Origin of the sequence: Streptomyces sp. Ag109_O5-10 (genome assembly GCF_900105755.1) — a bacterium.
In the GTDB taxonomy this organism is placed as follows: domain Bacteria; phylum Actinomycetota; class Actinomycetes; order Streptomycetales; family Streptomycetaceae; genus Streptomyces.
This window is the reverse complement of record NZ_FNTQ01000001.1, coordinates 4,971,468-4,996,143: the sequence shown is the minus strand read 5'-3', so window position 1 is coordinate 4,996,143 and position 24,676 is coordinate 4,971,468. Positions and strand designations below refer to the sequence as shown.

22 protein-coding genes are annotated in these 24,676 nt (G+C 70.5%); 10 read left to right on the top strand and 12 right to left on the bottom strand.

From position 1 onward, the window contains the following. Window positions 1-6: 6 nt before the first annotated feature. Both BLW82_RS22840 and BLW82_RS22835 read right to left on the bottom strand, forming a co-directional pair. Window positions 7-465: a cupin domain-containing protein gene (locus BLW82_RS22840; RefSeq protein WP_093501247.1), complete on the bottom strand. Its 459-nt coding sequence runs from the start codon at window positions 463-465 to the stop codon at window positions 7-9. Further along, window positions 462-1,466, bottom strand: a complete 1,005-nt coding sequence (locus BLW82_RS22835; RefSeq protein WP_093501245.1) for an alpha/beta fold hydrolase — start codon at window positions 1,464-1,466, stop codon at window positions 462-464. Before BLW82_RS22835 ends, BLW82_RS22840 begins: the two co-directional genes overlap by 4 nt. A gap of 247 nt (window positions 1,467-1,713) precedes the next feature. On the opposite strand from BLW82_RS22835, the gene BLW82_RS22830 reads away from it, so the two are divergent. From BLW82_RS22830 to BLW82_RS44550, 3 genes are all read left to right on the top strand, one after another. Continuing rightward, window positions 1,714-4,524 (top strand): ATP-binding protein, encoded by a 2,811-nt coding sequence (locus BLW82_RS22830; RefSeq protein WP_256215918.1) that lies wholly within the window; start codon window positions 1,714-1,716, stop codon window positions 4,522-4,524. A gap of 375 nt (window positions 4,525-4,899) precedes the next feature. Further along, window positions 4,900-5,754 (top strand): SCO4651 family lipoprotein, encoded by an 855-nt coding sequence (locus BLW82_RS22825; RefSeq protein WP_093501241.1) that lies wholly within the window; start codon window positions 4,900-4,902, stop codon window positions 5,752-5,754. A gap of 104 nt (window positions 5,755-5,858) precedes the next feature. After that, window positions 5,859-6,026, top strand: a complete 168-nt coding sequence (locus BLW82_RS44550; protein ID WP_177233035.1) for a hypothetical protein — start codon at window positions 5,859-5,861, stop codon at window positions 6,024-6,026. A gap of 37 nt (window positions 6,027-6,063) precedes the next feature. On the opposite strand, the gene BLW82_RS22820 is transcribed toward BLW82_RS44550, so the two are convergent. Next, window positions 6,064-6,402, bottom strand: a complete 339-nt coding sequence (locus BLW82_RS22820; protein ID WP_093501239.1) for a metal-sensitive transcriptional regulator — start codon at window positions 6,400-6,402, stop codon at window positions 6,064-6,066. Window positions 6,403-6,599: 197 nt separating this feature from the next. Between BLW82_RS22820 and BLW82_RS22815 the strand changes: the two genes are divergently transcribed. After that, window positions 6,600-7,220: a DUF47 domain-containing protein gene (locus BLW82_RS22815; protein WP_093501237.1), complete on the top strand. Its 621-nt coding sequence runs from the start codon at window positions 6,600-6,602 to the stop codon at window positions 7,218-7,220. Between the two features lie 7 nt (window positions 7,221-7,227). Beyond that, window positions 7,228-8,226, top strand: a complete 999-nt coding sequence (locus BLW82_RS22810; RefSeq protein ID WP_093501235.1) for an inorganic phosphate transporter — start codon at window positions 7,228-7,230, stop codon at window positions 8,224-8,226. Window positions 8,227-8,942: 716 nt separating this feature from the next. Here the strand turns inward: BLW82_RS22810 and pstB are convergent. The 4 genes from pstB to pstS form a co-directional block, all read right to left on the bottom strand. After that, window positions 8,943-9,719 carry a phosphate ABC transporter ATP-binding protein PstB gene (gene pstB / locus BLW82_RS22805; RefSeq protein WP_093501233.1) on the bottom strand — a complete coding sequence of 259 codons (777 nt, stop codon included), beginning with the start codon at window positions 9,717-9,719 and terminating at the stop codon, window positions 8,943-8,945. A gap of 41 nt (window positions 9,720-9,760) precedes the next feature. Further along, window positions 9,761-10,819, bottom strand: coding sequence for a phosphate ABC transporter permease PstA (gene pstA / locus BLW82_RS22800; RefSeq protein ID WP_093501231.1), 1,059 nt, complete (start codon window positions 10,817-10,819; stop codon window positions 9,761-9,763). After that, complete coding sequence (gene pstC / locus BLW82_RS22795) at window positions 10,816-11,826, bottom strand: phosphate ABC transporter permease subunit PstC (RefSeq protein WP_093501229.1); 1,011 nt, start codon at window positions 11,824-11,826, stop codon at window positions 10,816-10,818. Before pstC ends, pstA begins: the two co-directional genes overlap by 4 nt. Before the next feature lie 144 nt (window positions 11,827-11,970). Then, a complete protein-coding gene (gene pstS / locus BLW82_RS22790; protein ID WP_093501227.1) occupies window positions 11,971-13,104 on the bottom strand; it encodes a phosphate ABC transporter substrate-binding protein PstS in 1,134 nt (377 codons plus the stop codon). 364 nt (window positions 13,105-13,468) lie between these two features. Between pstS and BLW82_RS22785 the strand changes: the two genes are divergently transcribed. After that, entirely contained in the window at window positions 13,469-15,031 is a 1,563-nt protein-coding gene (locus BLW82_RS22785) for an FAD-binding oxidoreductase (RefSeq protein WP_093501226.1), read from the top strand. Window positions 15,032-15,120: 89 nt separating this feature from the next. On the opposite strand, the gene BLW82_RS22780 is transcribed toward BLW82_RS22785, so the two are convergent. From BLW82_RS22780 to BLW82_RS22760, 5 genes are all read right to left on the bottom strand, one after another. After that, on the bottom strand, window positions 15,121-15,813 hold the full coding sequence (locus tag BLW82_RS22780) for a phosphatase PAP2 family protein (RefSeq protein ID WP_093501224.1): 693 nt from the start codon (window positions 15,811-15,813) through the stop codon (window positions 15,121-15,123). A gap of 193 nt (window positions 15,814-16,006) precedes the next feature. Continuing rightward, window positions 16,007-17,026 carry a C40 family peptidase gene (locus BLW82_RS22775; protein ID WP_177233034.1) on the bottom strand — a complete coding sequence of 340 codons (1,020 nt, stop codon included), beginning with the start codon at window positions 17,024-17,026 and terminating at the stop codon, window positions 16,007-16,009. Between the two features lie 86 nt (window positions 17,027-17,112). Further along, window positions 17,113-17,886: a trypsin-like peptidase domain-containing protein gene (locus BLW82_RS22770; RefSeq protein ID WP_093501221.1), complete on the bottom strand. Its 774-nt coding sequence runs from the start codon at window positions 17,884-17,886 to the stop codon at window positions 17,113-17,115. 220 nt (window positions 17,887-18,106) lie between these two features. Beyond that, window positions 18,107-18,874, bottom strand: coding sequence for an SDR family oxidoreductase (locus tag BLW82_RS22765; protein WP_093501219.1), 768 nt, complete (start codon window positions 18,872-18,874; stop codon window positions 18,107-18,109). A gap of 123 nt (window positions 18,875-18,997) precedes the next feature. Beyond that, window positions 18,998-19,906: an oxidoreductase gene (locus BLW82_RS22760; protein WP_093501217.1), complete on the bottom strand. Its 909-nt coding sequence runs from the start codon at window positions 19,904-19,906 to the stop codon at window positions 18,998-19,000. Window positions 19,907-20,014: 108 nt separating this feature from the next. Here BLW82_RS22760 and BLW82_RS22755 point away from each other — a divergent pair, with 108 nt between their 5' ends. The 4 genes from BLW82_RS22755 to BLW82_RS22740 all read left to right on the top strand — a co-directional run bounded on the left by BLW82_RS22755 (window position 20,015) and on the right by BLW82_RS22740 (window position 24,664). Beyond that, the gene (locus tag BLW82_RS22755; protein WP_093501215.1) at window positions 20,015-20,617 is read left to right on the top strand and encodes a TetR/AcrR family transcriptional regulator; all 603 of its coding nucleotides are present in this window, start codon (window positions 20,015-20,017) and stop codon (window positions 20,615-20,617) included. 296 nt (window positions 20,618-20,913) lie between these two features. Then, a complete protein-coding gene (locus BLW82_RS22750) occupies window positions 20,914-22,287 on the top strand; it encodes a S53 family peptidase (RefSeq protein ID WP_093501213.1) in 1,374 nt (457 codons plus the stop codon). 425 nt (window positions 22,288-22,712) lie between these two features. Then, a complete protein-coding gene (locus BLW82_RS22745) occupies window positions 22,713-24,020 on the top strand; it encodes a S53 family peptidase (protein ID WP_093501210.1) in 1,308 nt (435 codons plus the stop codon). A 335-nt stretch (window positions 24,021-24,355) separates the two neighbouring features. Then, a complete protein-coding gene (locus tag BLW82_RS22740; protein WP_089101683.1) occupies window positions 24,356-24,664 on the top strand; it encodes a hypothetical protein in 309 nt (102 codons plus the stop codon). Window positions 24,665-24,676 lie beyond the last annotated feature (12 nt).

Genomic DNA, 24,676 nt, shown 5'->3' with positions numbered 1-24,676 from the left:
GCGGTACTACTCGGTGGGCGGTGGTCCAGCGACCCGTACCCGGTACGCCTCCGCCGAGGCGATGATCGCGCCGATGTCGAAGGCGGCCGGGGCCTCGTCGACGCTCGACACCGGCGTGCCGTTGGCCACGAACCAGTCCTCGACGCTGGCCGGCGAGAAGACGGTGGCCAGCCGGGCGGACTTGCTCCGCACGAGGTAGCTGTGCGCGACACCGCGCGGGCCGTGTGCGGCCTGGCCGGGTTCGAGGTCGAACTTCTGGTCGCCGACGAAGAAGGTCACCTTCCCGTCCAGGACGATCCAGACCTCCTCCTCGTCGTCGTGCACGTGCAGCGGGGGTGCGTGGCCCGCGGTGTCGGTGAACTCCATGACGCTGATCGATCCGCCGGTGGCCCGGCTGGGCACGAGCACGCGGGCCTGCCCGCCGAGGAACCAGAACGGCTCCCCGGCCGTGTGCGGTGCGGTCATGACCGTCCCTTCAGGAAGGTGAGCAGGATGCGGGTCATCGCCGCCGGCTGCTCCTCGTAGAGCCAGTGGCCGGAGTCGGGTACGACGACCCCGGTGACGTGGGTCGCGTACTTCTTGACCTGCTCGGGCACGGAGTCGCCGAGGCTGCCTTCGGCCCCGACCGCGAGCACGGGCATGGTGAGCTTCCTCTTCTGGTAGACGGCGTCGTTCTTCATGTCCTGCGGGAGCGTCCGGAACCAGGCGAGGCTCGCCTCGAGATGGGCCGGGTCCTTCAGGTGGCCGGCGAAGACGGAGACGTCCTCGGGGGTGACCGCGCCCTTGCGGACCTCCAGGTCGTCGATGAACCGGTCCGTCCACACCTCCTCACGGCCCTGGATGAGGTCCTCCGGCAGGCCGTTGCCGAGGGCGAAGAACCCGAAGTGCCAGGCACCGGGGCCGTCCGCCGTCAGCGACGGGAAGGTGTAGATGCCCGGGTCCGGGATCGGGGCTTCGCTGAGCACGAGCTTCCGCACGTCGGCGGGGTGCGCGGCGGCGTAGGAGTAGGCGACCATCGTGCCGATGTCGTGCCCGACGAGCCGGATGTCCTTGTCATGGCCGATCTGGGCGAGCAGGCCGTGGATGTCCGCGGCCATGCTCTTCTTGTCGTAGCCGCTCACCGGGGCGTCGCTGAGGCCGGCGCCGGGCAGGTCGGGGGCGATGACCGTGTAGTGCTCGGCGAGGGCGGGCATGACGTGCCGCCACTCGTACCAGGTCTGCGGGTAGCCGTGCAGGAGGACCAGGGTCGGGCCGTGGCCGCCGATCACGTAGTTGAGGCCGAGCGCACCGACCTGCGTCCTGTGCTGGGTGAAGCCGGCCGGCAGGTCCTCCTGCACGGCGGCGGCCCGGGTGGCGGGTGCGGCGGTCGCGTACGGCGTGGCGGCGGCGGCGGTCAGGCCGAGCGCCGCCGCCGCTGCCAGCAGGGTCAGGGCTCTCGGGGTGGAGACGGCGGAGAGATGTCGCACGGGGAACTCCTAGGAAGGAACGGTGCGGACTTGCCGCGGCTCAGGACACCAGTCGGGCCGTGCCGTTCGCATCGGGGTGGAGCCACAGTCGCGGGGAGCGCCGGCCCCTGGAGTCGGGGCGGCTCGCCTCGGCCGCGCGGGCACCGGACTGCGCGTGTTTGGCGGTGGCTTGACGACCTCTGTGCCCCGAACGGTCATCTCCCGGCGATATCCTGCGAGTTGCGGCAGGCCCGGTCCCCGGAGGTTCGTGTTGGAGCGCGCTGGTTCGGAGGGGCTGTTCGTGGGCCGTCTCGGCGAGTCGGCCCGGTTGGCGGAGTGCGCCGACCGGGTGCGGGCCGGGGAATCGTGGCTCGCGGTGGTCGAGGGCGAGGCCGGGATCGGCAAGAGCGCCCTGCTGCGCCGGTTCGCCGCCTCGCTGGCGGACCACACCGTCCTGTGGGCCACCGCCGACGCCTCGGAGACGGGCTACTCGGGCGGGATCATCGGCCAGCTCACCCGGCGGGTGGACCGCGCACTGCTCGCGCAGTTCCCGCTGCTGGCCGGGGAGCCGCCCGCCGGAGCGGCCCCGCACGCGGTCGGCGGGCAGCTGCTGCTCCTGCTGGGGGCGCTCCAGGAGTCCGGACGGCCGGTCGCCGTGATGGTGGACGACCTGCAGTGGGCGGACCGGCTGTCGGTGCAGGCCCTGGGCTTCGTGCTGCGGCGCCTGTGGGCGGACCGGGTCCTGACCGTGCTGGCCACCCGCCCGGACGCCGAGGCCGTTGCCGAGCCCCTGGACCGGCTGCTGCGGTCCCTGGACCGGACGGTCAGGCTGGAGCTGCGCGGCCTCGGCGACGGCGAGGTGGCCCAGCTGGCCCAGGGGCTGGTGGAGGGCCGGCTGGCGGCGGGACTGATCGAGCGGCTGTACACCTACACCCAGGGGCATCCGCTGTACGTCCGCATGGTGCTGGCCGAGGTGCCCGCCGCCGCGCTCCACGACGGCGTGCTGGAGCGCTGGCCGGTGCCGCCCTCGCTGCGGGTCGGGATCCGGGCCCAGCTCAACCGGCTCCCCAAGGACGCGCGCGACCTGCTCGCGGCGCTGGCGGTGCTGGACGCCCGGGTGCCGCTGGCGACGGCCGGACGGCTGGCCGGGGTCGCGGATCCGGTCCGCGCCCTCGGCCCCGCCCTGGCGTCGGGGCTCGCGCAGTGGTGGCCGATGGAACACCAGAGCCCCGTCGCCCTGGTGCACGCCCTGCACCGCGACGCCGTGTACGAGACGCTCACCCCCGAACGGCGCCGGGCCCTGCACGCCGGCGCGGCCGCCGTCGTCAGCACGGCCGCGGGCTGGGCGCACCGGGTCGCGGCGGCCGGCGGACCCGACGCCCGGCTCGCCGACGAGCTGGAGGAGTCCGGCATGCGGGAGGCGGCGAACGGGCGCAACGCCCTGGCCGCCACCCGGCTGCTGTGGGCCGCCTCGCTGTCGGAACACCGCGACGAGCACGAGCGACGGCTCCTGACCGCCTGCGCCCAGTCGCTGCTCACCATGCTGCCCGGCTGGTCGGCGAAGCTGCGCCCGCAGGTCGAGGAGTGCGCGCCGGGTCCGCTGCGCAGCTGCGTGCTGGGCGTGATGGACATGATGGCGGGCCAGTTCGCCGCCGCCGAGGCCCACCTCGACCGGGCCTGGCGGGAGGCTCTGGCGCAGCCTGCGGCCGACTGGGTCGCCGTGCTGGCGGGCACCTTCCTCGCCAACATCACGCTGTGGCACGGCCGCGGCGCCCAGACCGTGGAGGTCGCCCGCCGGACCCTCGCGATCGGCGACCTGGACCCGGCCACCACGGACTTCACCCGGGCCGCCCTGGCCACGGGACGACTCTGGCACCGGGGCCCGCGCGCCGCCCTCGAGGACCTCACGCACCTGCCGGACGACGGCTCCGCGGTCCCCGACCACAGCCTCGACACGCTCGCCACCCGGGGAGTCCTGCGGCTCTTCCTCGGCGAACTCGGCCCCGCCCGTGCCGACCTGCAGACCGCGGAGGCGCGCGACCGGCAGGGCGCCGGGGCCAAGATGGGCCCGCTCACCCTCGCCCTGCTGTCCGTCGTCCACTACCTCACGGGCGACTGGAACGAGAGCGAGTCGGTCGCGGACCGGGCGCTCGCGGTGGCGGCCACCCACGACCAGCTGCTCGGCGACGCGGCGGCCCGCTTCTCGGCCGTCTGCGTGCTGGCCGGCCGGGGTGAGTGGGACGCCGCCCTGGACCACGTCGACAACCTGGCCCGCCTCGCGAAGACCCTCGGCGCGTCGACCGAGATCGTCTACTGGTCGCTCGCCGGGGCCACGGTGGCGCAGGCCCGCGCCGACCACCCGGCGATGCTGCGCGCGCTCACGCCGTTGCTCGACGGCACGCCGGACTCCGCGGGCGGCGAGGTCCGGCTCCGGTACCGGCCGTTCGGGCTCTGGCAGCAGTCGCTGCTCGTCGAGGCCCTGGCGGGGTGCGGACAGACGGAAGCCGCCGCGGCCGCGCTGGACGAGATGCGGCAGGCGTTCGACGGCACCGGTTACCTCCGGGTGGTGGTGGCCAGACTCGCCGGCCTCGTCGCCGAGGGCCGCGGCCGCCCGCACGATGCCCTGGAGATCTACGAGCAGGCGGTCGCCGCCGTCGCCGCGGCGACGGACCCCGCCGACGTGTCCCCGCTCCACCGCGCCCTGCTGGAACAGGAATACGGCAGGCTCCTGCTGGCCACCAGAGCCGCCTCACGGCGTACGGCCGCGATGTGGCTGCACACGGCGCACGGCCGGTTCAGCGCACTGCGGGCGACCCCGTTCGTACAGGGCTGCGACGCCAGGCTGGCGGCCGGCGGGCTCACCGCGGCGCCACAGGCCCCCAGCCGGCTGCTGACCCTCACCGAACGCGAACTGTCCGTGGCGTACGTGGTGGCCGGCGGCCGGACCAACCAGGAAGCGGCGGCCGAGCTCTACGTCAGCCAGAAGACGGTCGAGTACCACCTGTCGCACATCTACGCCAAGCTAGGCATCTCGTCACGGCGTCAACTCGGCGAGGCATTGCGGGCGTTGGAGAGCTGAGCCGGCCACTGCCGTCCGTCGGCCGCGGCGCCGTCGTGGCCGGTCGCGCAGTCCTCGCGCCGCTGCGGGGCGCTGCCGCGCGTCACGCCCGGGCTCTGTGGCCCTCGCCGTCCGTGCGGGCGAGGCTTCTCGCCCGTCGTGCCGGTCCCCGCCATCCGCAGGTGCAGCGGACGAAACAGAACCGCCCCTGTTCGACCACGCTCGTGTGGTGTCCCTGTCCCCGCAAGCCCTGCTCGGAACCGTCCTCCTGCGCCACGCCGACAACGTTACTCATGCTCGGTAAAGCACTGGTATGCGTGACGGCCCCACCGACCCCTCGTTAAGCGGAACGACGCGGGACCCGTGACGGACGTACCGGCTGGGGGTAGGCAGGCAATGGATCGGCGGCAGCACTGGCGCGCTGGGAAGACGGCCGTCACCGTAGGGCTCGTGGTCGGCCTCGGCGCCTGCGCCACCGGCTGTGGCGGCGCCACGGCCGAGGGGGTCGGCGGTTCCCCCGGCGACAACCCGGTCCCCCTCCTCAAGCGCGCGGCGGACACCCTGCGGGCCACCCGCACCTCCAAGGCCACGACCTCGATGGAGATGGCCACCGGCGGCACCCGGGTCACCATCCGCGGCAAGGGCGTCTACGACTACGGCCGGCAGCTCGGCCGGCTCACGGTCGTCCTGCCGCAGGACCCGGCCGGCGCCTCCGAGCACCGTCCGATCACCGAACTCCTCGCCCCGGGCGCGCTGTTCATGAAGAACCGGGGCGCCGGGGTGCCCGCCGACAAGTGGGTCCGCGTGGAGACCGCGAGCCTCACCGACGGCAACCTGGTCACCGGCGGCGCGACCGACCCGTTCGCGGCGGCCGAACTGCTGCGCGGCACCCGCACCGCGACCTACGTGGGAGAGACCGAGCTCGCCGGTACCGAGGTACGGCACTACCGGGGCACCGCCGACCTCGCGGCGGCCGCCCGCTCGGCGTCCGCCGGCGACAGGGCCGCCCTGGCCGCCGCGGCGAAAGGGTTCGCCACCCCCGAGGTCCCGTTCGACGTGTACCTCGACGACCAGGGCCGGATCCGGAAACTGCGGCAGCGGTTCAGCTTCGTCAACGACAGCGGCAAGGGCACGGTGGCGGTCGCCTCGACGACCCTGCTGTACGGATTCGGCACTCCGGTCGACGTGAAGCTGCCACGCTCCGAGGACATCTACGCGGGCCGGATCGCCGAAAACCAGCCGACGCACTAGTCAGGGAACGGCTCCGTACAACCCGTGAACTAGCCCGTCCGTGCCATGCGCGTTGTGTAGACCGCTGCCTACTCTAGAGAGTCGGTGACGGCAGAGAAGAGGTGATGCACGTGGCTCCGGTCGGCGGTACGGCAGTTCAGGACCACGTGGCCCTCGCCGAGATCGAGCTGTGCGGAGAGCTGATCATCGCGGCGTCGGCCGCCGAGGACCGGCTCAGCCTGGAGAGCATCGACAAGGTGCTGCGCGTGGCCGAGGAGCGCGAGGCCTACTGATTCAGGCCGTCAGCCGGTCGGGACCGCCCGGCGCCGCTCAGGTCCGCAGCAGGCGGGCGATGGCCTGGGTGGCCTCCTCGACCTTCGCGTCGATCTCCGACCCGACCTTGACCGCCGCGTCGGCGACGCAGTGCCGCAGGTGCTCCTCGAGCAGTTGCAGGGCGAACGACTGGAGGGCCTTCGTCGAGGCGGAGACCTGGGTGAGTATGTCGATGCAGTAGGTGTCCTCGTCGACCATGCGCTGCAGGCCCCGGATCTGGCCCTCGATCCGGCGCAGCCGTTTGAGGTGCTCGTCCTTCTGCTTGTGGTAGCCGTGCGTGGTCGCCGGCGCTCCGCTTCCGGAGGGCGTCGTGGCGCCGGCCTCGGTGGTCGTCATCGCGTCCTCCGCATCGTCGATCTATATACCCCTGGTGGGTATATGGTAACGAACTTTGCTGGGTATAGGGCCCTCGGGGCGCCCCCTTCATGATCACCGAACCCGATGGGCGAAACTGGAGGACGGCCCATTAGCCGTGGCCGGATGATGCGCTTAGCATCAGCCTGACCGAAACCCATGCATACCGAGGACCCCAAGTGCGCTTTCGTCTGACCCCCAGGGAGACGAGCTTCTACGACATGTTCGCCGCGTCCGCGGACAACATCGTCACGGGCTCGAAGCTCCTGATGGAACTGCTCGGGGCGGACATGTCCGCCCGGGCCGAGATCGCAGAGCGTATGCGGGCAGCGGAACACGCGGGTGACGACGCCACGCACGCGATCTTCCACCAGCTGAACTCCTCGTTCATCACGCCCTTCGACCGCGAGGACATCTACAACCTCGCGTCGTCCCTCGACGACATCATGGACTTCATGGAGGAGGCCGTCGACCTGGTCGTCCTCTACAACGTCGAGGAACTGCCCAAGGGCGTCGAGCAGCAGATCGAGGTGCTGGCGCGGGCCGCCGACCTGACGGCCGAGGCCATGCCCCACCTGCGCACGCTGGACAACCTCACGGAGTACTGGATCGAGGTGAACCGCCTGGAGAACCAGGCGGACCAGATCCACCGCAAGCTTCTCGCCCACCTCTTCAACGGCAAGTACGAGGCGATCGAGGTGCTGAAGCTCAAGCAGATCGTGGACGTCCTGGAAGAGGCGGCGGACGCGTTCGAGCACGTGGCGAACACGGTGGAGACCATCGCCGTCAAGGAGTCCTGAGCCGTCGATGGACACCCTCGCGCTCGTCGTGACCGTCCTGGTCGCGCTCTTCTTCACGTATACGAACGGTTTCCACGACTCGGCGAACGCCATCGCCACCTCCGTCTCCACCCGCGCGCTGACGCCGCGCGCGGCGCTGGCCATGGCGGCCGTGATGAACCTCGCGGGCGCCTTCCTGGGCTCCGGGGTCGCCAAGACGGTCAGCGAAGGCCTGATCGAGACGCCCAAGGGCTCCACCGGCATGGGCATCCTGTTCGCGGCGCTGATCGGCGCGATCGTCTGGAACCTCGTGACCTGGTACTTCGGCCTGCCCTCGTCCTCCTCCCACGCGCTGTTCGGCGGCCTGGTGGGGGCGGCGCTGGCCGGCGGCACGACCGTCCTGTGGAACGGCGTCGTGGACAAGGTCATCATCCCGATGTTCCTGTCCCCCGTCGTCGGCCTGATCCTCGGCTACCTGGTCATGACGGCCATCATGTGGCTGTTCCGGCGCTCCAACCCGCACAAGGCGAAGCGGGGCTTCCGCATCGCCCAGACCGTCTCCGCGGCCGGCATGGCCCTCGGCCACGGCCTCCAGGACGCCCAGAAGACGATGGGCGTCGTCGTCATGGCACTGGTGATTTCCGGCCACGAGACGTACGGCGACCCGATCCCGGCCTGGGTGAAGGTCGTCTGCGCCCTCATGCTCTCGCTCGGCACCTACGCCGGCGGCTGGCGCATCATGCGCACCCTGGGCCGCAAGATCATCGAACTCGACCCGCCCCAGGGGTTCGCGGCGGAGGCCACCGGCGCCTCGATCATGTTCACCACGGCGTACCTCTTCAAGGCCCCCATCTCCACGACCCACGTCATCACGTCGGCCATCATGGGCGTCGGCGCGACCAAGCGGGTGAACGCGGTCCGCTGGGGCGTCGCCAAGAACATCGTCCTGGGCTGGTTCATCACGATGCCCGCGGCAGCCCTCGTAGCCGCAGCAGCCTTCGGCATCGTGGACCTGACGCTCCTGTAGCCGCCTCTTTCCCCCCACCCGACTCGGTTCGTACAGCGGCAAGGTCGAAAGACCCCGACAGCCGCCCGGCGCCAGACAGCCATACGGCAAACACCGGCCCCGCCAGCAACGCAGACACCAGCCCCCGCAAGGGGCACAAGCACGAGCCACGTCAGCAACGCACGCACCACCCCCTCAGGGGCACAAACACCAGCCCCGTCGACGACGCACGCACCAGCGCCCTCAGAGGCGCAAACACGAGCCTCGTCAACGACGCGCACACCAGCGCCCTCAGAGGCAACAAACACCAGCCCCGCCAGCAACGCACACACCAGCCCCCTCAGGGGCACAAACACGAGCCTCGTCAACGACGCGCACACCAGCGCCCTCAGGGGCAACAAACACCAGCCCCGCCAGCAACGCACACACCAGCCCCCTCAGGGGCGCGGGGAACTGCGCGACAAGCCACAACGCACCCGCAGCCGCCGTACGACAGGGGGCCCCACCCTCCGGCGGCTCTTCCGCGCCCCCAGACCCGCGCCCCCAGACCCGCAGCCGCCGGCCGGCAGCCCCGCCCGGTTGCGGCCTCGCCTCTCGGCGAACCGAGTCGGGTGGGCGGGTGGGCTGGAGGGGTACAAAAGGGCGGGCCCGCCCCCGGAAGCCCAGGGGCGGGCCCTTTTGCGTCCTCACGGTGGCACCGCCATGCAGCACCGCGAGGGGTCGGTGACACCCTCGGCTCAGCCGAAGCGGCCGGAGATGTAGTCCTCCGTGGCCTGGACCGACGGGTTGGAGAAGATCCGCTCCGTGTCGTCGATCTCGATCAGCCTGCCCGGCTGGCCGACGGCGGCGAGGTTGAAGAACGCCGTGCGGTCCGAGACACGCGCCGCCTGCTGCATGTTGTGCGTCACGATGACGATCGTGAAGCGCTCCTTCAGCTCCCCGATCAGGTCCTCGATGGCGAGGGTGGAGATCGGGTCGAGGGCGGAGCAGGGCTCGTCCATGAGCAGCACCTTCGGCTCGACCGCGATCGCGCGGGCGATGCACAGACGCTGCTGCTGACCACCGGAGAGCCCGGAGCCCGGCTTGTTCAGGCGGTCCTTGACCTCGTTCCAGAGGTTCGCGCCCTTGAGCGACTTCTCGACGATGTCGCTGAGCTCGCTCTTCCTGAAGTTGCCGTTCAGCTTCAGACCCGCGGCCACGTTGTCGAAGATCGACATCGTGGGGAAGGGGTTCGGACGCTGAAACACCATGCCGATCTCGCGGCGCACCGCCACCGGGTCGATGTTGGCGGAGTACAGGTTCTCGTCGTCGAGGAGGACCTTGCCCTCGACGCGGCCGCCGGGGGTGACCTCGTGCATGCGGTTCAGCGTGCGCAGGAACGTCGACTTGCCGCAGCCGGAGGGGCCGATGAACGCCGTGACGGTGCGCGGCTCGATGTTCATCGAGATGTCTTCGATGGCCTTGTGGGAGCCGTAGTAGGCGGTGAGCCCGCTTACGTCGATTCGCTTGGACATTACTTCTTCACTTCCAGACAGTCGGTCGCTGTAAGGCCGCGTCAGCGACCGGTCTTGGGGGCCTTCCAGCGGGCGATGCCGCGGGCCACCAGGTTCAGGATCATCACGAAGGCGATCAGCGTGAGCGAGGCCGCCCAGGCTCGGTCGTAGGCCGCGTTGGCACCGGCGCTGTTCGCGTACTGCTGGTAGATGAACAGCGGCAGCGACGACTGCGCACCCTCGAAGGGGTTGTTGTTGATGAACGGGTTGCCGAACACCAGCAGCAGCACCGGCGCCGTCTCACCCGCGATACGGGCGATGGCCAGCATGACACCGGTCGTGATACCGCCGAGGGAGGTCGGCAGGACCACCTTCAGGATGGTGCGCCACTTGGGCACGCCGAGCGCCAGGGACGCCTCGCGCAGCTCGTTCGGGACGAGCTTGAGCATCTCCTCGGTGGAGCGCACGACCACCGGCATCATCAGGATGGCCAGGGCCAGCGATCCGGCGAAGCCGAACGGCTGCATGTCGAAGATCAGCATGAGGCTGAGGATGAACAGACCCGCGACGATCGACGGGATACCGGTCATCACGTCCACGAAGAAGGTGACGGCCTTCGCGAGGCGGCCGCGCCCGTACTCCACGAGGTAGACCGCGGTGAGGATGCCGATCGGGGCGCCGATCAGGGTGGCGAGGCCGACCTGCTCCAGCGAGCCGATGATGGCCGCGTAGGCGCCACCGCCCGGCTGGGAGTCGGCGACGACGCCCATGGAGTGGGAGAGGAAGTAGGGGTCCAGGACCTTCACACCGCGGGAGACGGTCACCCAGATCAGGGAGACCAGCGGGACCACGGCGATGACGAAGGCGACCCAGACCAGCGAGGTCGCGACCCGGTCCTTGGCCTGCCGGCGGCCCTCGACGCGGGCGGCGACGGCGTAGGTGCCGAGGACGTAGAGGAGGCCGGCGATCAGACCCCACTGGACCTTGCTGTCCAGGCCGCCGACGAGGCCGATGAGCACACCGAGGACGATGGACCCGCCGACGATGGCGTAGGGGAACCACTTGGGGAGGCTGGCACCGCGCAGGGTGCTCGCGCGCCTGTCGACTGCTGCGGTGCTCATGCGTTGGCCCCCGAGTACTCCGCGCGGCGCTGGATGATGATGCGGGCCGCGCCGTTGACCAGCAGGGTGATGACGAAGAGGACCAGGCCGGAGGCGATGAGCGCGTCACGGCCGTCCGAGGTCGCCTCGCCGAACTTGCTGGCGATGTTCTGGGCGAAGGTGCCGCCGCCCGGGTTGAGCAGGCTGGCGTGGATGTCGAAGTCCGGGGAGAGCACGGTGGCGACGGCCATCGTCTCGCCGAGCGCGCGGCCGAGGCCGAGCATCGAGGCGGAGATCACGCCGGAGCGGCCGAAGGGCAGCACCGACATGCGGATGACCTCCCAGCGGGTGGCGCCGAGGGCCAGGGCGGCCTCTTCGTGCATCTGCGGGACCTGACGGAAGACCTCGCGGCTCACGTTGGTGATGACCGGCAGGATCATGATCGCGAGCAGGATCGAGACGGTCAGGATCGAGCGCGGGGCACCGCCGTCCCAGGAGAAGATCCCGGTCCAGCCGAAGAAATCGTTCAGCCAGCTGAACAGGCCGGTCATGTGCGGTACGAGGACCAGCCCGCCCCACAGGCCGTACACGATGGACGGCACGGCGGCGAGCAGGTCGATCACGAACGCGACGGGGCCGGCCAGGCGGCGCGGCGCGTAGTGCGTGATGAACAGCGCGATCGCGACCGCGATCGGGACCGCGACGGCCATGGCGATGATCGAGGAGACGATCGTGCCGAAGGCGAGGACCGCGATGCCGAAGCTCGGCGGGATGAGGTTGGTGTTCCACTCGAAGGTGGTGAGGAAGTTGCCGTGGTCGCGGTTGATCGCGAGGGCGGCCCGGTAGGTGAGGAAGACCGCGATCGCGGCCATGATCACCAGGAGCAGGACGCCGGAACCGCGGGAAAGACCGAGGAAGACTCGGTCACCGACCCGGGTGGCGCCGCGCGCGTTGCGCTTCCGCTGGGCCGCGGAGGGCTGTGGAGGCGTCGGGGGAGATGCGTCTGCTGTCTGCGTGGATATGTCCATCGGGTTCTCCGGTCTGCGGAGTCGCCCTGTGGGGCGGCTCGGAGGAGCCGTACGTCCCACACGTAGGGGCGTGCGGCTCCGGGCGGCGGTGCACCGGACGGTGCGGCCGGGCTCCTTCCGGAACTCGGCCGCACTCTCGGATCTTTAGCTCAGGCCCGCGATGGTGGAGCGGACCTTGGTGATGATCGCGTCGGGGACGGGGGCGTAGTCGATCGTGGAGAGGACCTTCTGACCGTCCTCGGAGGCGATGTAGTTCAGGAACGCCTTGGTCGCCGGGAGGGTGTCGGCCTTGTTGCCCTTGTCGCAGACGATCTCGTAGGTGACCAGGGTCATCGGGTACGCGCCCTCGGCCTTGGTCTTGTAGTCGAGCTTCAGCGCCAGGTCCTTGCCGGTGCCGACGATCTTGGCGGCCGCGATGTCGGCGGTGGCGGACTCGGTGGACGGGGCGACCGGCTTGCTGGCACCCGTGTCGATCGAGACGGCCTTGACGCCGTCCGAGACGTAGGAGAGCTCGAAGTAGCCGATGGCGCCGGAGGTCTGCTTGACCTGCTGGGCCACACCCGCGGACTGCGGAGCGGACTGGCCGCCCTTGGCCTGCCAGGCCTTGCCGCCGGAGTACTTCCAGTTGGACGGGGCGGCCGCGATCAGGTACTTGGTGAAGTTGTCCGTCGTACCCGACTCGTCCGAGCGGTGGAACGCCTGGATCTTCAGGTCGGGGAGGGTGGCGGAGGGGTTCAGCTTCTTGATCGCCGCGTCGTTCCACTTGGTGATCTTGCTGTCGAAGATCTTGGCGATCGTCGGCGCGTCCAGAACCAGGTTGTCGACACCCGGGACGTTGTAGCCGAGAGCGATCGGGCCGCCGACCATCGGGAGGTCGATGCCCTGGCCGCCGGAGCAGACCTTCTTGGAGGCGGTGACCTCTTCGGGCTTGAGGGCGGAGTCGGAACCGGCGAAGGCGACCTGGCCCTGCGTGAAGGCGGTCACACCGGCACCGGAGCCGGAGCCCTTGTAGTTGATCTGCACGCCACAGGCCTGCGAGAAGTTCTTGACCCAGGCGTCGATCGCGTTCTTCTGCGCGGAGGAGCCGTCGGCGAGCAGCTGACCCTTGGCGTCGTCACACTTGATGGAGCTGGCGTTGGCAGCGGTCGAGGGGTTGCTGCTCGAACCGCTACTGCTGCCGTTGTCGTTGGACCCGCACGCCGTCAGGGCCAGGGCGCCGGAGACAGCGACAGCACCGAGAGACAGGGCGCGCAGCCGGTTCTTGCGCTGAAGCTTCACTTTCGGGGGTTCCTTCCAGAGGCGCCACCTTCGGCGGCGTGCGTAGTAGATGGTGGGTGAGGGCCTCCTGACTGGGCATTTACGACCGCTCACCGCACCCGGTAAGGCCGAAATTAGGCAGAACAGGTGAAGCGGCCGATGGCCATAGGTGAACGGAGGGTGAACCCCTGCCGTCAACCCGGTTAGGTCACGGAACGCTTACGGTGAGGGCACATGCCGGTTCCAGCGGGCGGGCTTTCCGAACATTTCTTCGCCGTTCGCCATCGCAGTCGTTACGACGTCACAGCGTTCGTTACACCGCACGGGAACCCGTGTGCGACGGACGCCGTCTCGTCCCACGACAGCCGAAGCGAAAGGCACGGGCATGGAACGGCGTACCTTCATATCGGGCGGGGCGGCCGCCCTCGCGGCGACCGCACTGACGGGGTGCAGCTCCGGCAGCGCCACCGCGACCCACACGACCGGGACGCCACTCGCGACCACATCGTCTCGTACGGCGCTGAAGACCACCAGCGCGGCGGCCGCGGCCAACTGGACGGCCCTCGCCCACGCCCTCGACGGCACCCTGGTCCGCCCCGGCGACGCCACCTGGACCACCGCCCACCAGCTCTACAACACCCGCTTCGACGGTCTGAAGCCGTCGGCGGTCGCCTACGTGGCGCACGCCGACGACATCCGCACCACCCTGTCGTACGCCCAGGCCCACGCCCTGAAGGTCTCGATCCGCAACGGCGGCCACTCCTACGCGGGCTACTCCTCCGGCGACGGCCGCCTCATCCTGGACGTCTCCAAGCTGAACCGCATCCGCGTCAGTGGCGGTACGGCGGTCGTCGGCGCCGGCTCCAAGCTGATCGACGTGTACCGGGCCCTCGCGGCCAAGGGCGTGACCATACCGGCGGGCTCCTGCCCCACGGTCGGCGTCTCCGGCCTGGTGCTCGGCGGGGGCCACGGGGTCGCGTCCCGCGCGTACGGCCTGACCTGCGACAGCCTCACCCAGGCGACGCTGATCACGGCGGACGGCACGCAGGTGGTGGCCAACGCTTCGACGAACAAGGACCTCTTCTGGGCCCTGCGCGGCGCCGGCAACGGCAACTTCGGCGTCGTCACGGAGCTGCAGTTCAGGACCCACCCGACCCCGCAGGGGGTGACGGCGTACCTGACCTGGCCGTGGGCGAAGGCGGCGCAGGTGTTCAAGGCCTGGCAGGAGTGGGGCCCGTCCCAGCCGGACGAGATCTGGTCATCCCTCCACCTGGAGGACTCGGGCAGCGGCCCCCGCGTCTCGGTCGCCTGCTTCTCGATGGGCACGTACGGCGAACTCCAGAACGCGGTGGACGCCCTCGCCCACAAGGCCGGCGCCAACGCCTCCTCCGTCTCGCTCCGCCGCCACGGCTACGAGGAGGCGATGGAGATCTACGCCGGCTGCTCCTCCTTCGCCACCGAGCCCCAGTGCCACCTGCCCGGCTCCACCCCCGGCCGCTCCCCCCAGGGCAAGCTCGGCCGCGAGACGTACACGGCCCGGTCCGACTTCTTCGACCGCTCCCTCTCCTCGGCCGGCATCCAGACGGCGCTGCGGCAGATCGCCGGCGTCCGGGGCGGCGCGGGCAGCATCGCGTTCACGGCGCTGGGCGGAGCGGTGAACAGGGTCTCGCCGACGGCGACGGCGTTCGTGCACCGCCGGTCGCGGATGCTGGCGCAGTACATCGTGTCCTGGGGGGCCGGGGCCTCCGGCAGCACCGGGCAGTCCTGGCTGAACGCGGCGCACACCGCGATGAAGCCGTACGCCTCCGGCGCGGCCTACCAGAACTACACGGACCCAACGCTCACGGACTGGAAGAAGGCGTACTTCGGGGACGCCGTGACGAAGCTGGGCAAGGTGAAGCAGCAGTACGACCCGAACCGGTTCTTCTCTTCTCCGCAGGGGTTGTAGGAAGGGGTGGCTCGGCGGGCCGTGCGTCCACGGGTGCGTGGGGGTCGCTCGCGCAGTTCCGCGCGCCCCTAAAGGGGCGCTTCCCCCGCCTACGCCGCCAGGTCACGCTCCTCGGCCTCGACCGGCGTCCGGCCCCCCGGCACCACGCCGACGGCCGCCGACCGCCCCCGCACGATCCACCCCACCCGGGCCGACCCCTCCACCGCCTTCATCACCGGCGTCAGCAAGGCCGTCGCCGGCGGGGACAGGAGCAGGACGACGGCCGTACCGAGGGCGAACCCCCCGACCACGTCCGTCGGGTAGTGCACCCCCATGTACACCCGGCAGAAGCCTTCCACCAGCGCCAGCCCTATCCCCGCCACCCCGAACCTCCGGTTGGCGACGAACAGGCCGACCCCCAGCGCCATGGTGATCGTCGCGTGGTCGCTCACGAAGGAGTAGTCGGTCTTGCCCGAGAGGAGGACGTCGACGCCCTGGTGGGTGAGGAACGGCCGGGGCCGCTCGACGAAGCCGCGGATGGGAACGTTCACCAGGACGGCGATCGCGGCGGCGAGCGGCGCCCACACCAGCGCGGCCATGGTGGACGGCGCGTCCTCGCCACCCCGGCGCCGCACGGACCACCAGCACCACACCACCAGCAGCACCATCGCGACCAGCAGCCCGTACTCCCCGACGAACTCCATGGCCCGGTCGAACCAGTGCGGCGCGTCCTTGGCCAGGCCGTTGATGTCGTAGAGCAGGTCGACGTCAGGGTTCGACCCGGATTCGGCGATTACAGCCATCGCGCTGCGGCCCCTTCGTCGTCGTTCCGGGACGCACCTGGTGTGCGTCGCTCGCTGCCACCCCCGTGGTCGGCTACGTCAACAGGAACGCACGGCCCACACCACTACGTTCCAGGTTCCACCGAATGATCACGCAGACGTTATCGAAGAGAGACACAAACCCCCAGCTCAGGGGGTGGGTTATACGCTCCGTTCACACCGCGGTGGGGAGTGCTTTCGCGCCATCCTCGGTGACCCGGGTGGCCCCGAAGTAGTCGGCGGAGTCGATGGGGTCGAACCGGATCACGGCCCCGGTGTAGGGCGCGTCGATCATGTATCCGCCGCCGACGTAGATCCCCACGTGGTGGATGGCGCGGGAGTTCGAGAGGTCGGTGGAGAAGAAGACGAGGTCGCCGGGGAGCAGCTCGCCCCGGGAGGGGTGCGGTCCGGCGTTGTACTGGTCGTTGGCGACGCGGGGCAGCGTGATCCCGACACTGGCGTACGCCGCCTTGGTCAGCCCGGAGCAGTCGAAGCGGCCGTTGTCCGCCGTGGTGCCGTTGCCGCCCCAGAGGTAGGGGGTGCCCAGCTTCTCCTGGGCGTAGTTGATCGCCCCGGCGGCCTGCTTGGTCGGGGAGAGCCGGCTGACCGGCGCGGCGAAGCTCTCCTCCAGGGTGGTGATGGTCCTGACGTAGTTCTGGGTCTCCTTGTACGGCGGCACACCCCTGTACTTGATGACCGCGTACGCCCCCGCGTTGTAGGCGGCGAGCATGTTCTCGGAGGTGTTGCCGGGCACGTCCTTGACGTACGAGGCGAGCTCGCAGTCGTAGGAGGCGGCCGACGGGATGGCGTCGTTGGGGTCCCAGACGTCGCGGACCCCGTCGCCGTTCCCGTCGATGCCGTGGGTGGCCCAGGTCCCCGGGATGAACTGAGCTATCCCCTGCGCGGCCGCCGCGCTCTGCGCCTTCGGGTTGAACCCGCTCTCCTGGTAGAGCTGTGCGGCGAGCAGGGCGGGGTTGATGGCGGAGCAGAGGTTGCCCCACTTCTGCACGAGCGTGGAGTACGCGGCCGGCACGGCTCCCTTGGCCAGGGTCTTGCCGGCCCCGCCGACCCCGTTGAGAAGGTTCCCGGCGACGACGTACACGCCGATGACGAGCAGCATGACGAAGCTCACGCCGAGCGCCGTCACCGCGCCACCGACCACCCATACTTTCCGCACGCCCCAACCCTCCCCCATGTCAGGGCTGTTCAACGCCATTTCGGCCGAGAGTGGCGCTATTTCACAGGAAGACGGCGCACATGACGCGCCCTCAGCCGGACGGCTCAGTCAGCCGTGGCGTCCTTGTACAGCTCGGCGGCCTCGCGGCCGAGCACGACACTGTAGGAGACGTCGGGGGTCGACCCGCCCTGCTCGTGTCCGCCGAGGATCCCGACCACCTCGTGGTCCCCGTTCACCCAGGGGCTCCCGCTGGTGCCGCCGGTGAACTCGGGGCAGTCGATCCGCTGTTGGGTGGCGCTGCGCGGAACGGGCTTGTTGGTGCAGCTGACCGGCACCTCACGGGAGTCGGGGTATCCGGTGACGGTGACGGCGGTGGCGCCGGTGGCCACCCCGGCGGCGAACCGGTTGCTCCCGGTCACGTCCTCGACCCGCTTGCCGTCCCGCTCCGCCACGACGGCGAAGGCGACGTCGCTGTCCTCGCTCTGCCCGTGTGCCCACCCGTCGGGCAGGTACCACTTCCCGAGCTTCCACACCCCGTACGGCGCCTGCCCGTCCCGGTACCCGGGCACGAACACCAGGCCGGTGGCCTCCCCCGCCCCGTCGACGCAGTGCGCGGCGGTGACGATCAGGTCGCGCTGCGGGCTGTGCACGACGGAGGCGGTGCAGAAGTGGTTGCCGGACAGGTTCCCGGCCTTGTCCGCACCGAACAGCGCCCCGACCCGGGCGCTCGCCGGCGAGGCCCCGACCACCGCGGTCACCCCGAACGGCCCCGCCGCCTCGTCGGCGGCCGCGACGGAGGCCGAGGTGGCGGCCAGCACGACGACGGCGCAGAGCGCGACGCGTCGCAAGGTGGCGGAGGTGCGTGAGGTGCGCTTCATCGCGCCCACTGTCTCCCACAAAGGTGAGAAACGGTTCCCGACTTCGCTGAGATTTTCCTGTGAACCCCCCTTGCGGCCGACCGGCCTCGCCGCGCAGCGGGAACCCGTCGGTCACGACAGCGTGGTAGGGGCCGTCGTCGGGGGGTGCAGCACGATCAGTTCCGGCGTCACGTGGTCGTCGGGGTCTTCTGTCGGCGCTTTGCCGACTGTCGCCCCGCGCTCAGAACGTCGTCGTCATCCCCCCGTCCACCGCGATCGTCTGCCCCGTGATGAAGGACGCCGCGTCGCTCGCCAGGAAGACGACGATGCCCGCGATCTCGGCCGGGCGGCCCCAGCGGCCGAGGGCGGTGCGGGTGCGGAGCCACCTGTTCCATTCCGGGTCCTCGGCCAGCTCCGCGTTGACCTCGGTGGCGAAGGTGCCCGGGGCCACCGAGTTGACCGTGGTGCCGCTGGGGCCGAGGTCGGCGGCGAGGGCCCGGGTCAGGCCGTCGAGGCCCGCCTTCGCCGTGGCGTAGGCGACGTCGCCGATGCGGCCGAGCTGGCCGACGACGGACGAGACGTTGATGATGCGGCCCGGGGTGCCCCGCTCGGCCAGGCCCCGGGCGACCGTCTGGCTCAGCGCGTACGCCGACGTCAGGTGGACGTCGAGCAGCGCGGACAGCTCGTCCGGCGCCATCTCCTCGACGCCCCTGCGGTCCCGGTGGCCCACGTTGTTGACAAGGATGTCGATCGCGCCGAGGGCGGTCACCGCCTCCTCGGCCGCCTCGCGGTCGGTGACGTCGAAGGCGGCGCCCGAGACGTCCAGGCCGTCGTGCTCGCGCAGGCCCGCCGCCACCTCCTCCAGCGTCGCGGCGTCCCGGCCGTTGAGGACCACGTGCGCACCGGCGCCCGCCAGCCCCCGCGCCATCTCCAGGCCCAGCCCCCGCACGGAGCCGGTCACCAGGGCCGTCCGCCCGCCGAGCGAGAAGTCCACGGCGCCGCCGCTCATCCGGCCACCTCCCGCAGAACCGTCGTACCCGTCGCATCCGTCGTGTCCGCTCACCGTATCCGGGTGCCGTGACAGGCCGGCCGGGAGTCCGGCAACTGGGCGGTCACCAGGACGGGCCGGCGTTCACGCGGCCTCGACGCCCAGCGGCCACCGCACTCCCGTCAGCTCCTCCGACAGCGTCCACAGCCTGCGGGCCGCCGCCGGGTCGCTCGCCGCCGCGCTGCGGGCGACCAGGGCCGGCGCTCCCCTCATCTCGCCCAGGCCGTCCGGGCCGACATAGCTCGCGCCCGGCAGGTCCTGGGTCGCCGCGTACAGCGTGGGAAGGGTGCCCGCGCGGTCGTCCTGGGCGAAGAGGCGGTTGCCGAGCCGCATGCCCAGGCGGGCCAGCGGGTTGGCGGTGTGGCTCTGCAGGTTGGTGGCCGCGTAGCCCGGGTGGGCGGCGAGGGCACGGACCCGGGAGCCGGCCTCCGTCAGCCGGCGCTGGAGTTCCAGCACGAACAACAGGTTGGCCAGCTTGGACTGGGCGTAGGCGCGGGTCGGGGTGTAGGCGCCCTCGAGGTTCACGTTGTCGAAGTGGATCACTCCGTCGCCGCCCCGGTGCAGGCCCGAGGAGACGGTGACCACGCGGTCCGTGACGTAGGGCAGCAGCAGGTTCGTCAGCGCGAAGTGGCCCAGGTGATTGGTGCCGAACTGCATCTCGAAGCCGTCCTTGGTACGCAGCTCCGGGAGCATCATCACGCCCGCGTTGTTGACCAGGAGGTCCAGCGGCCGGTCCCAGCCCGCGGCGAACTCGCGTACCGAGGAGAGGTCGGCCAGGTCCAGGCGGCGCACCTCGGTGCTGCCGTTCACCCGCGCCGCGGCCGCCCGCCCGCGCTCCGGGTCCCGTACCGCCAGCACCACGTGCGCACCCGCCCGGGCCAGCGCGTCCGTGGCCGTGAAGCCGAGGCCACTGTTGGCACCGGTGACCACGGCCGTACGGCCGGCGAGTGCGGGGAGGTCGGACGCGTTCCATTTGCGATTCTTCTCAGCCATGCCCGCCAATGTAGGCGTCGACAACAATGCTGTCAACGACAACAAAGGTGGCAACGACAACAAAGGTGACGCCGCCTACAAAGCTGGCAGCGACTACATCGGGCTACGATGGCCCCCATGCCGCAAAGCCGCCCCTACCACCACGGAGACCTGCGCGCCGCCCTGCTCACGAGCGCCGAGCGCACCCTGCGCGAGAAGGGCACCGCCGCACTCTCCCTGCGCGAACTGGCCCGCGACACCGGGGTGAGCCACGCCGCCCCCGGCCGGCACTTCAGGGACAAGCAGGCCCTGCTGGACGCGCTCGCGCTCAGCGGGTACGAGCGGCTGAACCAGACCCTGGCCGCCGCGGACCTCCCGGACGCCGCCCTCGAACAGCGCATGACCGCGCTCGCCCGCGCCTACGTCGACTTCGCCGTCGCCAACCCCGAGCTGCTGGAGCTGATGTACTCCCGCAAGCACGCCCCGGACGTCGGCACCGACCTCGCGGCCGCCGCCGAGCTCTCCCTGAGCTCCTTCGTCGTGCTGGTGGCCGACGCCCAGCGGCGCGGCGAGATCGTCCAGGGCGACCCGGAGGCCGTCACCCTCACGGCCGCGGCCAGCATCCACGGCCTGGCCGCGCTCGCCACCAACGGCACCCTCGCGCCGGACGCGGTCCTGGCCGGCCTGGACCGGCACGTCCACCTCGTCCTGCACGGCCTCAAACCCCGCTGATCCGGGCTCAGTTCAGGTCGCTCAACGGCGCGGTACGCCCCGATCAACGCGCATTGGACCCCGCCCCGAAGGGGCTTCGGGTCAACCGAGCCCCAACGTGCGGCCATCCGGGCCCCAATGATCAGTAAGCCCATCCCGCGCTTCAGTAACGCGGAAGTCAGGATTCCGAAACCCACCTTGTTGTCGCGTACTCAACAAGGGGATGGTTCGTCGCGGGCCGCCGCCCCCCACCGGCAACCAGGCCGGTGGTCCCCCACCCGCAGGCCTCTGTCCCACCTCTCCCAGGAGGCTGTACGTTGCGTACGCCCACCCCCACCTCCCCCCACATACGCCGTAGATGGCGTCAGCTCGGTTCGGCAGCCGCCGCCACCGCCGCGCTTCTCGTGGCCGGCTTCGGCACCGCGGCCCACGCCAGCGCCGCCCCCGCGACCGCCGCCGCGACCCACAAGGTCAGCGCCAAGGCCATCGCCGCCCAGGTCGCCAAGGCCCACGTCCAGTACGAGAAGGCCGGCTGCGGCGCCGCCCCGAAGGCCGGCTTCGCCGCCTGCAACGCCCTCAGGGTCACCGGCGGCACCACCGCGTTCATGGAGAGACAGGCCGCCCTCAAGGGCGTCACGCCGAAGACCGTCAAGCCGGACGCCGCCTCCGACTCCCCCACCGGTTACGGCCCGAGCGACATCCAGTCCGCCTACGGTCTGACGGACGCCGCCGCCTCCAACGGCTCGGGCGAGACCGTCGCGATCGTCGACGCGTACGACGACCCGAACGCCGAGGAAGACCTCGCGACCTACCGCTCGTACTACGGCCTGCCGGACTGCACGACCGGCAACGGCTGCTTCAAGAAGGTCTCCCAGACCGGCTCCACGACCTCCCTCCCCTCCGCCGACAGCGGCTGGGCGGGCGAGGAGTCGCTCGACCTCGACATGGTCAGCGCGACCTGCCCGAACTGCAACATCCTGCTCGTCGAGGCGAAGTCGGCCTCCGACGCCAACCTGGGCACCGCGGTGAACGAGGCCGTCAAGCTGGGCGCCAAGTTCGTGTCGAACAGCTACGGCGGCTCCGAGTCGTCCTCGGACACGTCGTACGACACCTCGTACTACAAGCACGCGGGCGTGGCCATCACCGCGAGCGCCGGTGACGAGGGCTACGGCGCCGAGTACCCGGCCGCCTCCCGCTACGTGACCGCCGTCGGCGGCACCGCCCTGAAGACCTCCTCCAACAGCCGCGGCTGGACGGAGTCGGTCTGGAAGACGTCGAGCACCGAGGGCACCGGCTCCGGCTGCTCCGCCTACGACGCCAAGCCCACCTGGCAGACGGACGCGAGCTGCTCCAAGCGCATGATCGCCGACGTCTCCGCGGTCGCCGACCCGGCCACCGGCGTCTCCGTCTACGACAGCTACGGATCCGACGGCACCGGCTGGAACACCTACGGCGGCACCAGCGCCTCCTCGCCGCTGATCGCCTCGGTCTACGCCCTGGCCGGCACCCCTGGCAGCAGCGACTACCCGGCCGAGTACCCGTACGCCGCGGCCGGCACCTCCGCCCTCAACGACGTGACGAGCGGCAACAACGGCACCTGCTCCACCTCGTACTTCTGCACCGCGAAGTCGGGCTACGACGGCCCGACCGGCTGGGGCACCCCCGAGGGGCTCGACGCCTTCACCGGCTGAGCCCGTCACCGATCGACCTCCCCGTCGGGTCACGGGGAGCCGCCACCGTGAGGGGGACGTGGGGTCCCCTCGGCGGCAGGGAAAGAGAGACGGGCCACGGCATCCGGCCGTGGCCCGTCTTTCACGTGCCCGACCGCCACGGTTGCTTGCCCTCGGACAACTCCCGTGAATCTGCTGTGAGTTGGGTCAAGCACCCGTCACCCGCGATCCAACGGGGCGCCATCGAAGGGTCACGCGAAGGCCCCGTTCGGCAATGCGGAAGTCAGGATTCCAGTAGCCCCTTGTTGTCGCGTACTCAACAAAGGATTCTCTTCGCGGGCCGTCGCCCTCGCCGCCGAACCCCCATACCGACGGCGAAAGCACCAGATCGCACCCGCACCGCCCCTGTTCCCACCCCCAGTACCGGAACTCAGGAGGCTGCACGCATGCGTTCCACGCTCCCCGACAGACCGTCCACCCGCGGTAGCCGGCGCCGGATCGGCGCCGCCGCAACGGCCTTGGCCGCGCTGGTGTTCGCCGGCTTCGGCAGCGCCGTCCAGGCCGACGCGGCACCCACGGCGTCGTCCAAGGTGACCTACACCGCGACCCCCTGCGCCACTCCCAAGCACACGGGCGAACTCGCCTGCAACTCCTACCGCGTCACCGGCGGCCTCACCGCCTACCAGAAGCAGCAGGCCGCGAAGACCGGCATCACCCCCAAGGCCGCCGACGCGTCCACCCCCTCCGGCTACAGCCCGACCAACCTCCGGTCGGCCTACGGCCTCACCTCCGCCGCGGCCTCCAACGGCTCGGGCGAGACCATCGCGATCGTCGACGCGTACAACGACCCGAACGCCGAGTCCGACCTCGCGACCTACCGCTCGTACTACGGCCTCTCCGCCTGCACCACGGCCAACGGCTGCTTCAAGAAGGTCAGCCAGACCGGCTCCACCACCTCGCTGCCCTCCTCCGACTCCGGCTGGTCCGAGGAGATCTCCCTCGACCTCGACATGGCCTCCGCCATCTGCCCGAACTGCAAGATCCTGCTCGTCGAGGCCACCAGCGCCACGATGGCCAACCTGGGCACCGCGGTGAACGAGGCGGTCACCCTGGGCGCGAAGTTCGTCTCCAACAGCTACGGCGGCAGCGAGTCCTCCTCGGACACCTCGTACGACTCCTCGTACTTCAACCACACCGGTGTCGCCATCACCGTCTCCGCCGGTGACAGCGGTTACGGCGCCGAGTACCCGGCCGCCTCCCGGTACGTCACCTCGGTCGGTGGCACCAAGCTGTCCACCTCCTCCACCACCCGCGGCTGGACCGAGTCCGCCTGGAAGACGTCCAGCACCGAGGGCACCGGCTCCGGCTGCTCCTCCTACGACGCCAAGCCCACCTGGCAGACCGACACCAGCTGCACCAAGCGCATGATCTCCGACGTCTCCGCGGTCGCCGACCCGGCCACCGGCGTCTCCGTCTACGACTCCTACGGCGTCACCGCCGGCTGGTACACCTTCGGCGGCACCAGCGTCTCCGCGCCGATCATCGCCGGCGTCTACGCCCTCGCCGGCACCCCGGCCGGCGGCACCTACCCCGCCCAGTACCCCTACGACTACGCGGGCACCTCGTACCTCAACGACGTGACGAGCGGCAGCAACGGCTCCTGCTCCGTCTCCTACTACTGCACCGCGAAGTCGGGCTACGACGGCCCGACCGGCTGGGGCACCCCCGAGGGCATCACCGCCTTCGCCAACTAGTGACGACCACCCCCTCCGACGGGTCGCGGCAACCAGCCGCGGCCCGTTCGTCATGAGAACATCGGGACGGTGGCATTCACCCGACTGGCCGTCAAAAACCCCGCCAGGTAGTAAAAGGGCACAACGACGGAACTACACCACAGGTTCCGCCCAGGCCTCATTGCCCGGCGTGACCTGCCGTGATACACAGAGTGACCGTACGATCCCTTCGTACGAAACCCGCCAATCAATGACGTCAAGTCGACATACTCCGGCGGCGTTGTCGGCGAGAATGATGCGTGACCTCTGCACCGGGCAGGGGCGGAGAGAACTACCCACCAGGGGCGGTGACTTACATGTTCCTTGCAGCCGACAAGGGTGACATCAACACCATCATCGGCGGAATCGCTCCGGACTGGGGCCCCTTCGGCAGCCTGGGCAACGAAGCGAAGACGATGATCCAGGTGGTCATGGCCGTCGCCATCCTGCTCTGCCTCGGCATCGCCGTCTGGGGTGCCGCCAAACAGCGCATCGGCGCCACGGCCCTCCGTGACACCTTCAGCGCCGAACAGGGCAAGGGCCTCATCATCGCCGGACTGACCGGAGTCTTCATCATCGGCTCACTCGGCACCCTGTTCACCATCGTGTACGGCATGGCCGTCTAGCTGCCTGGACCT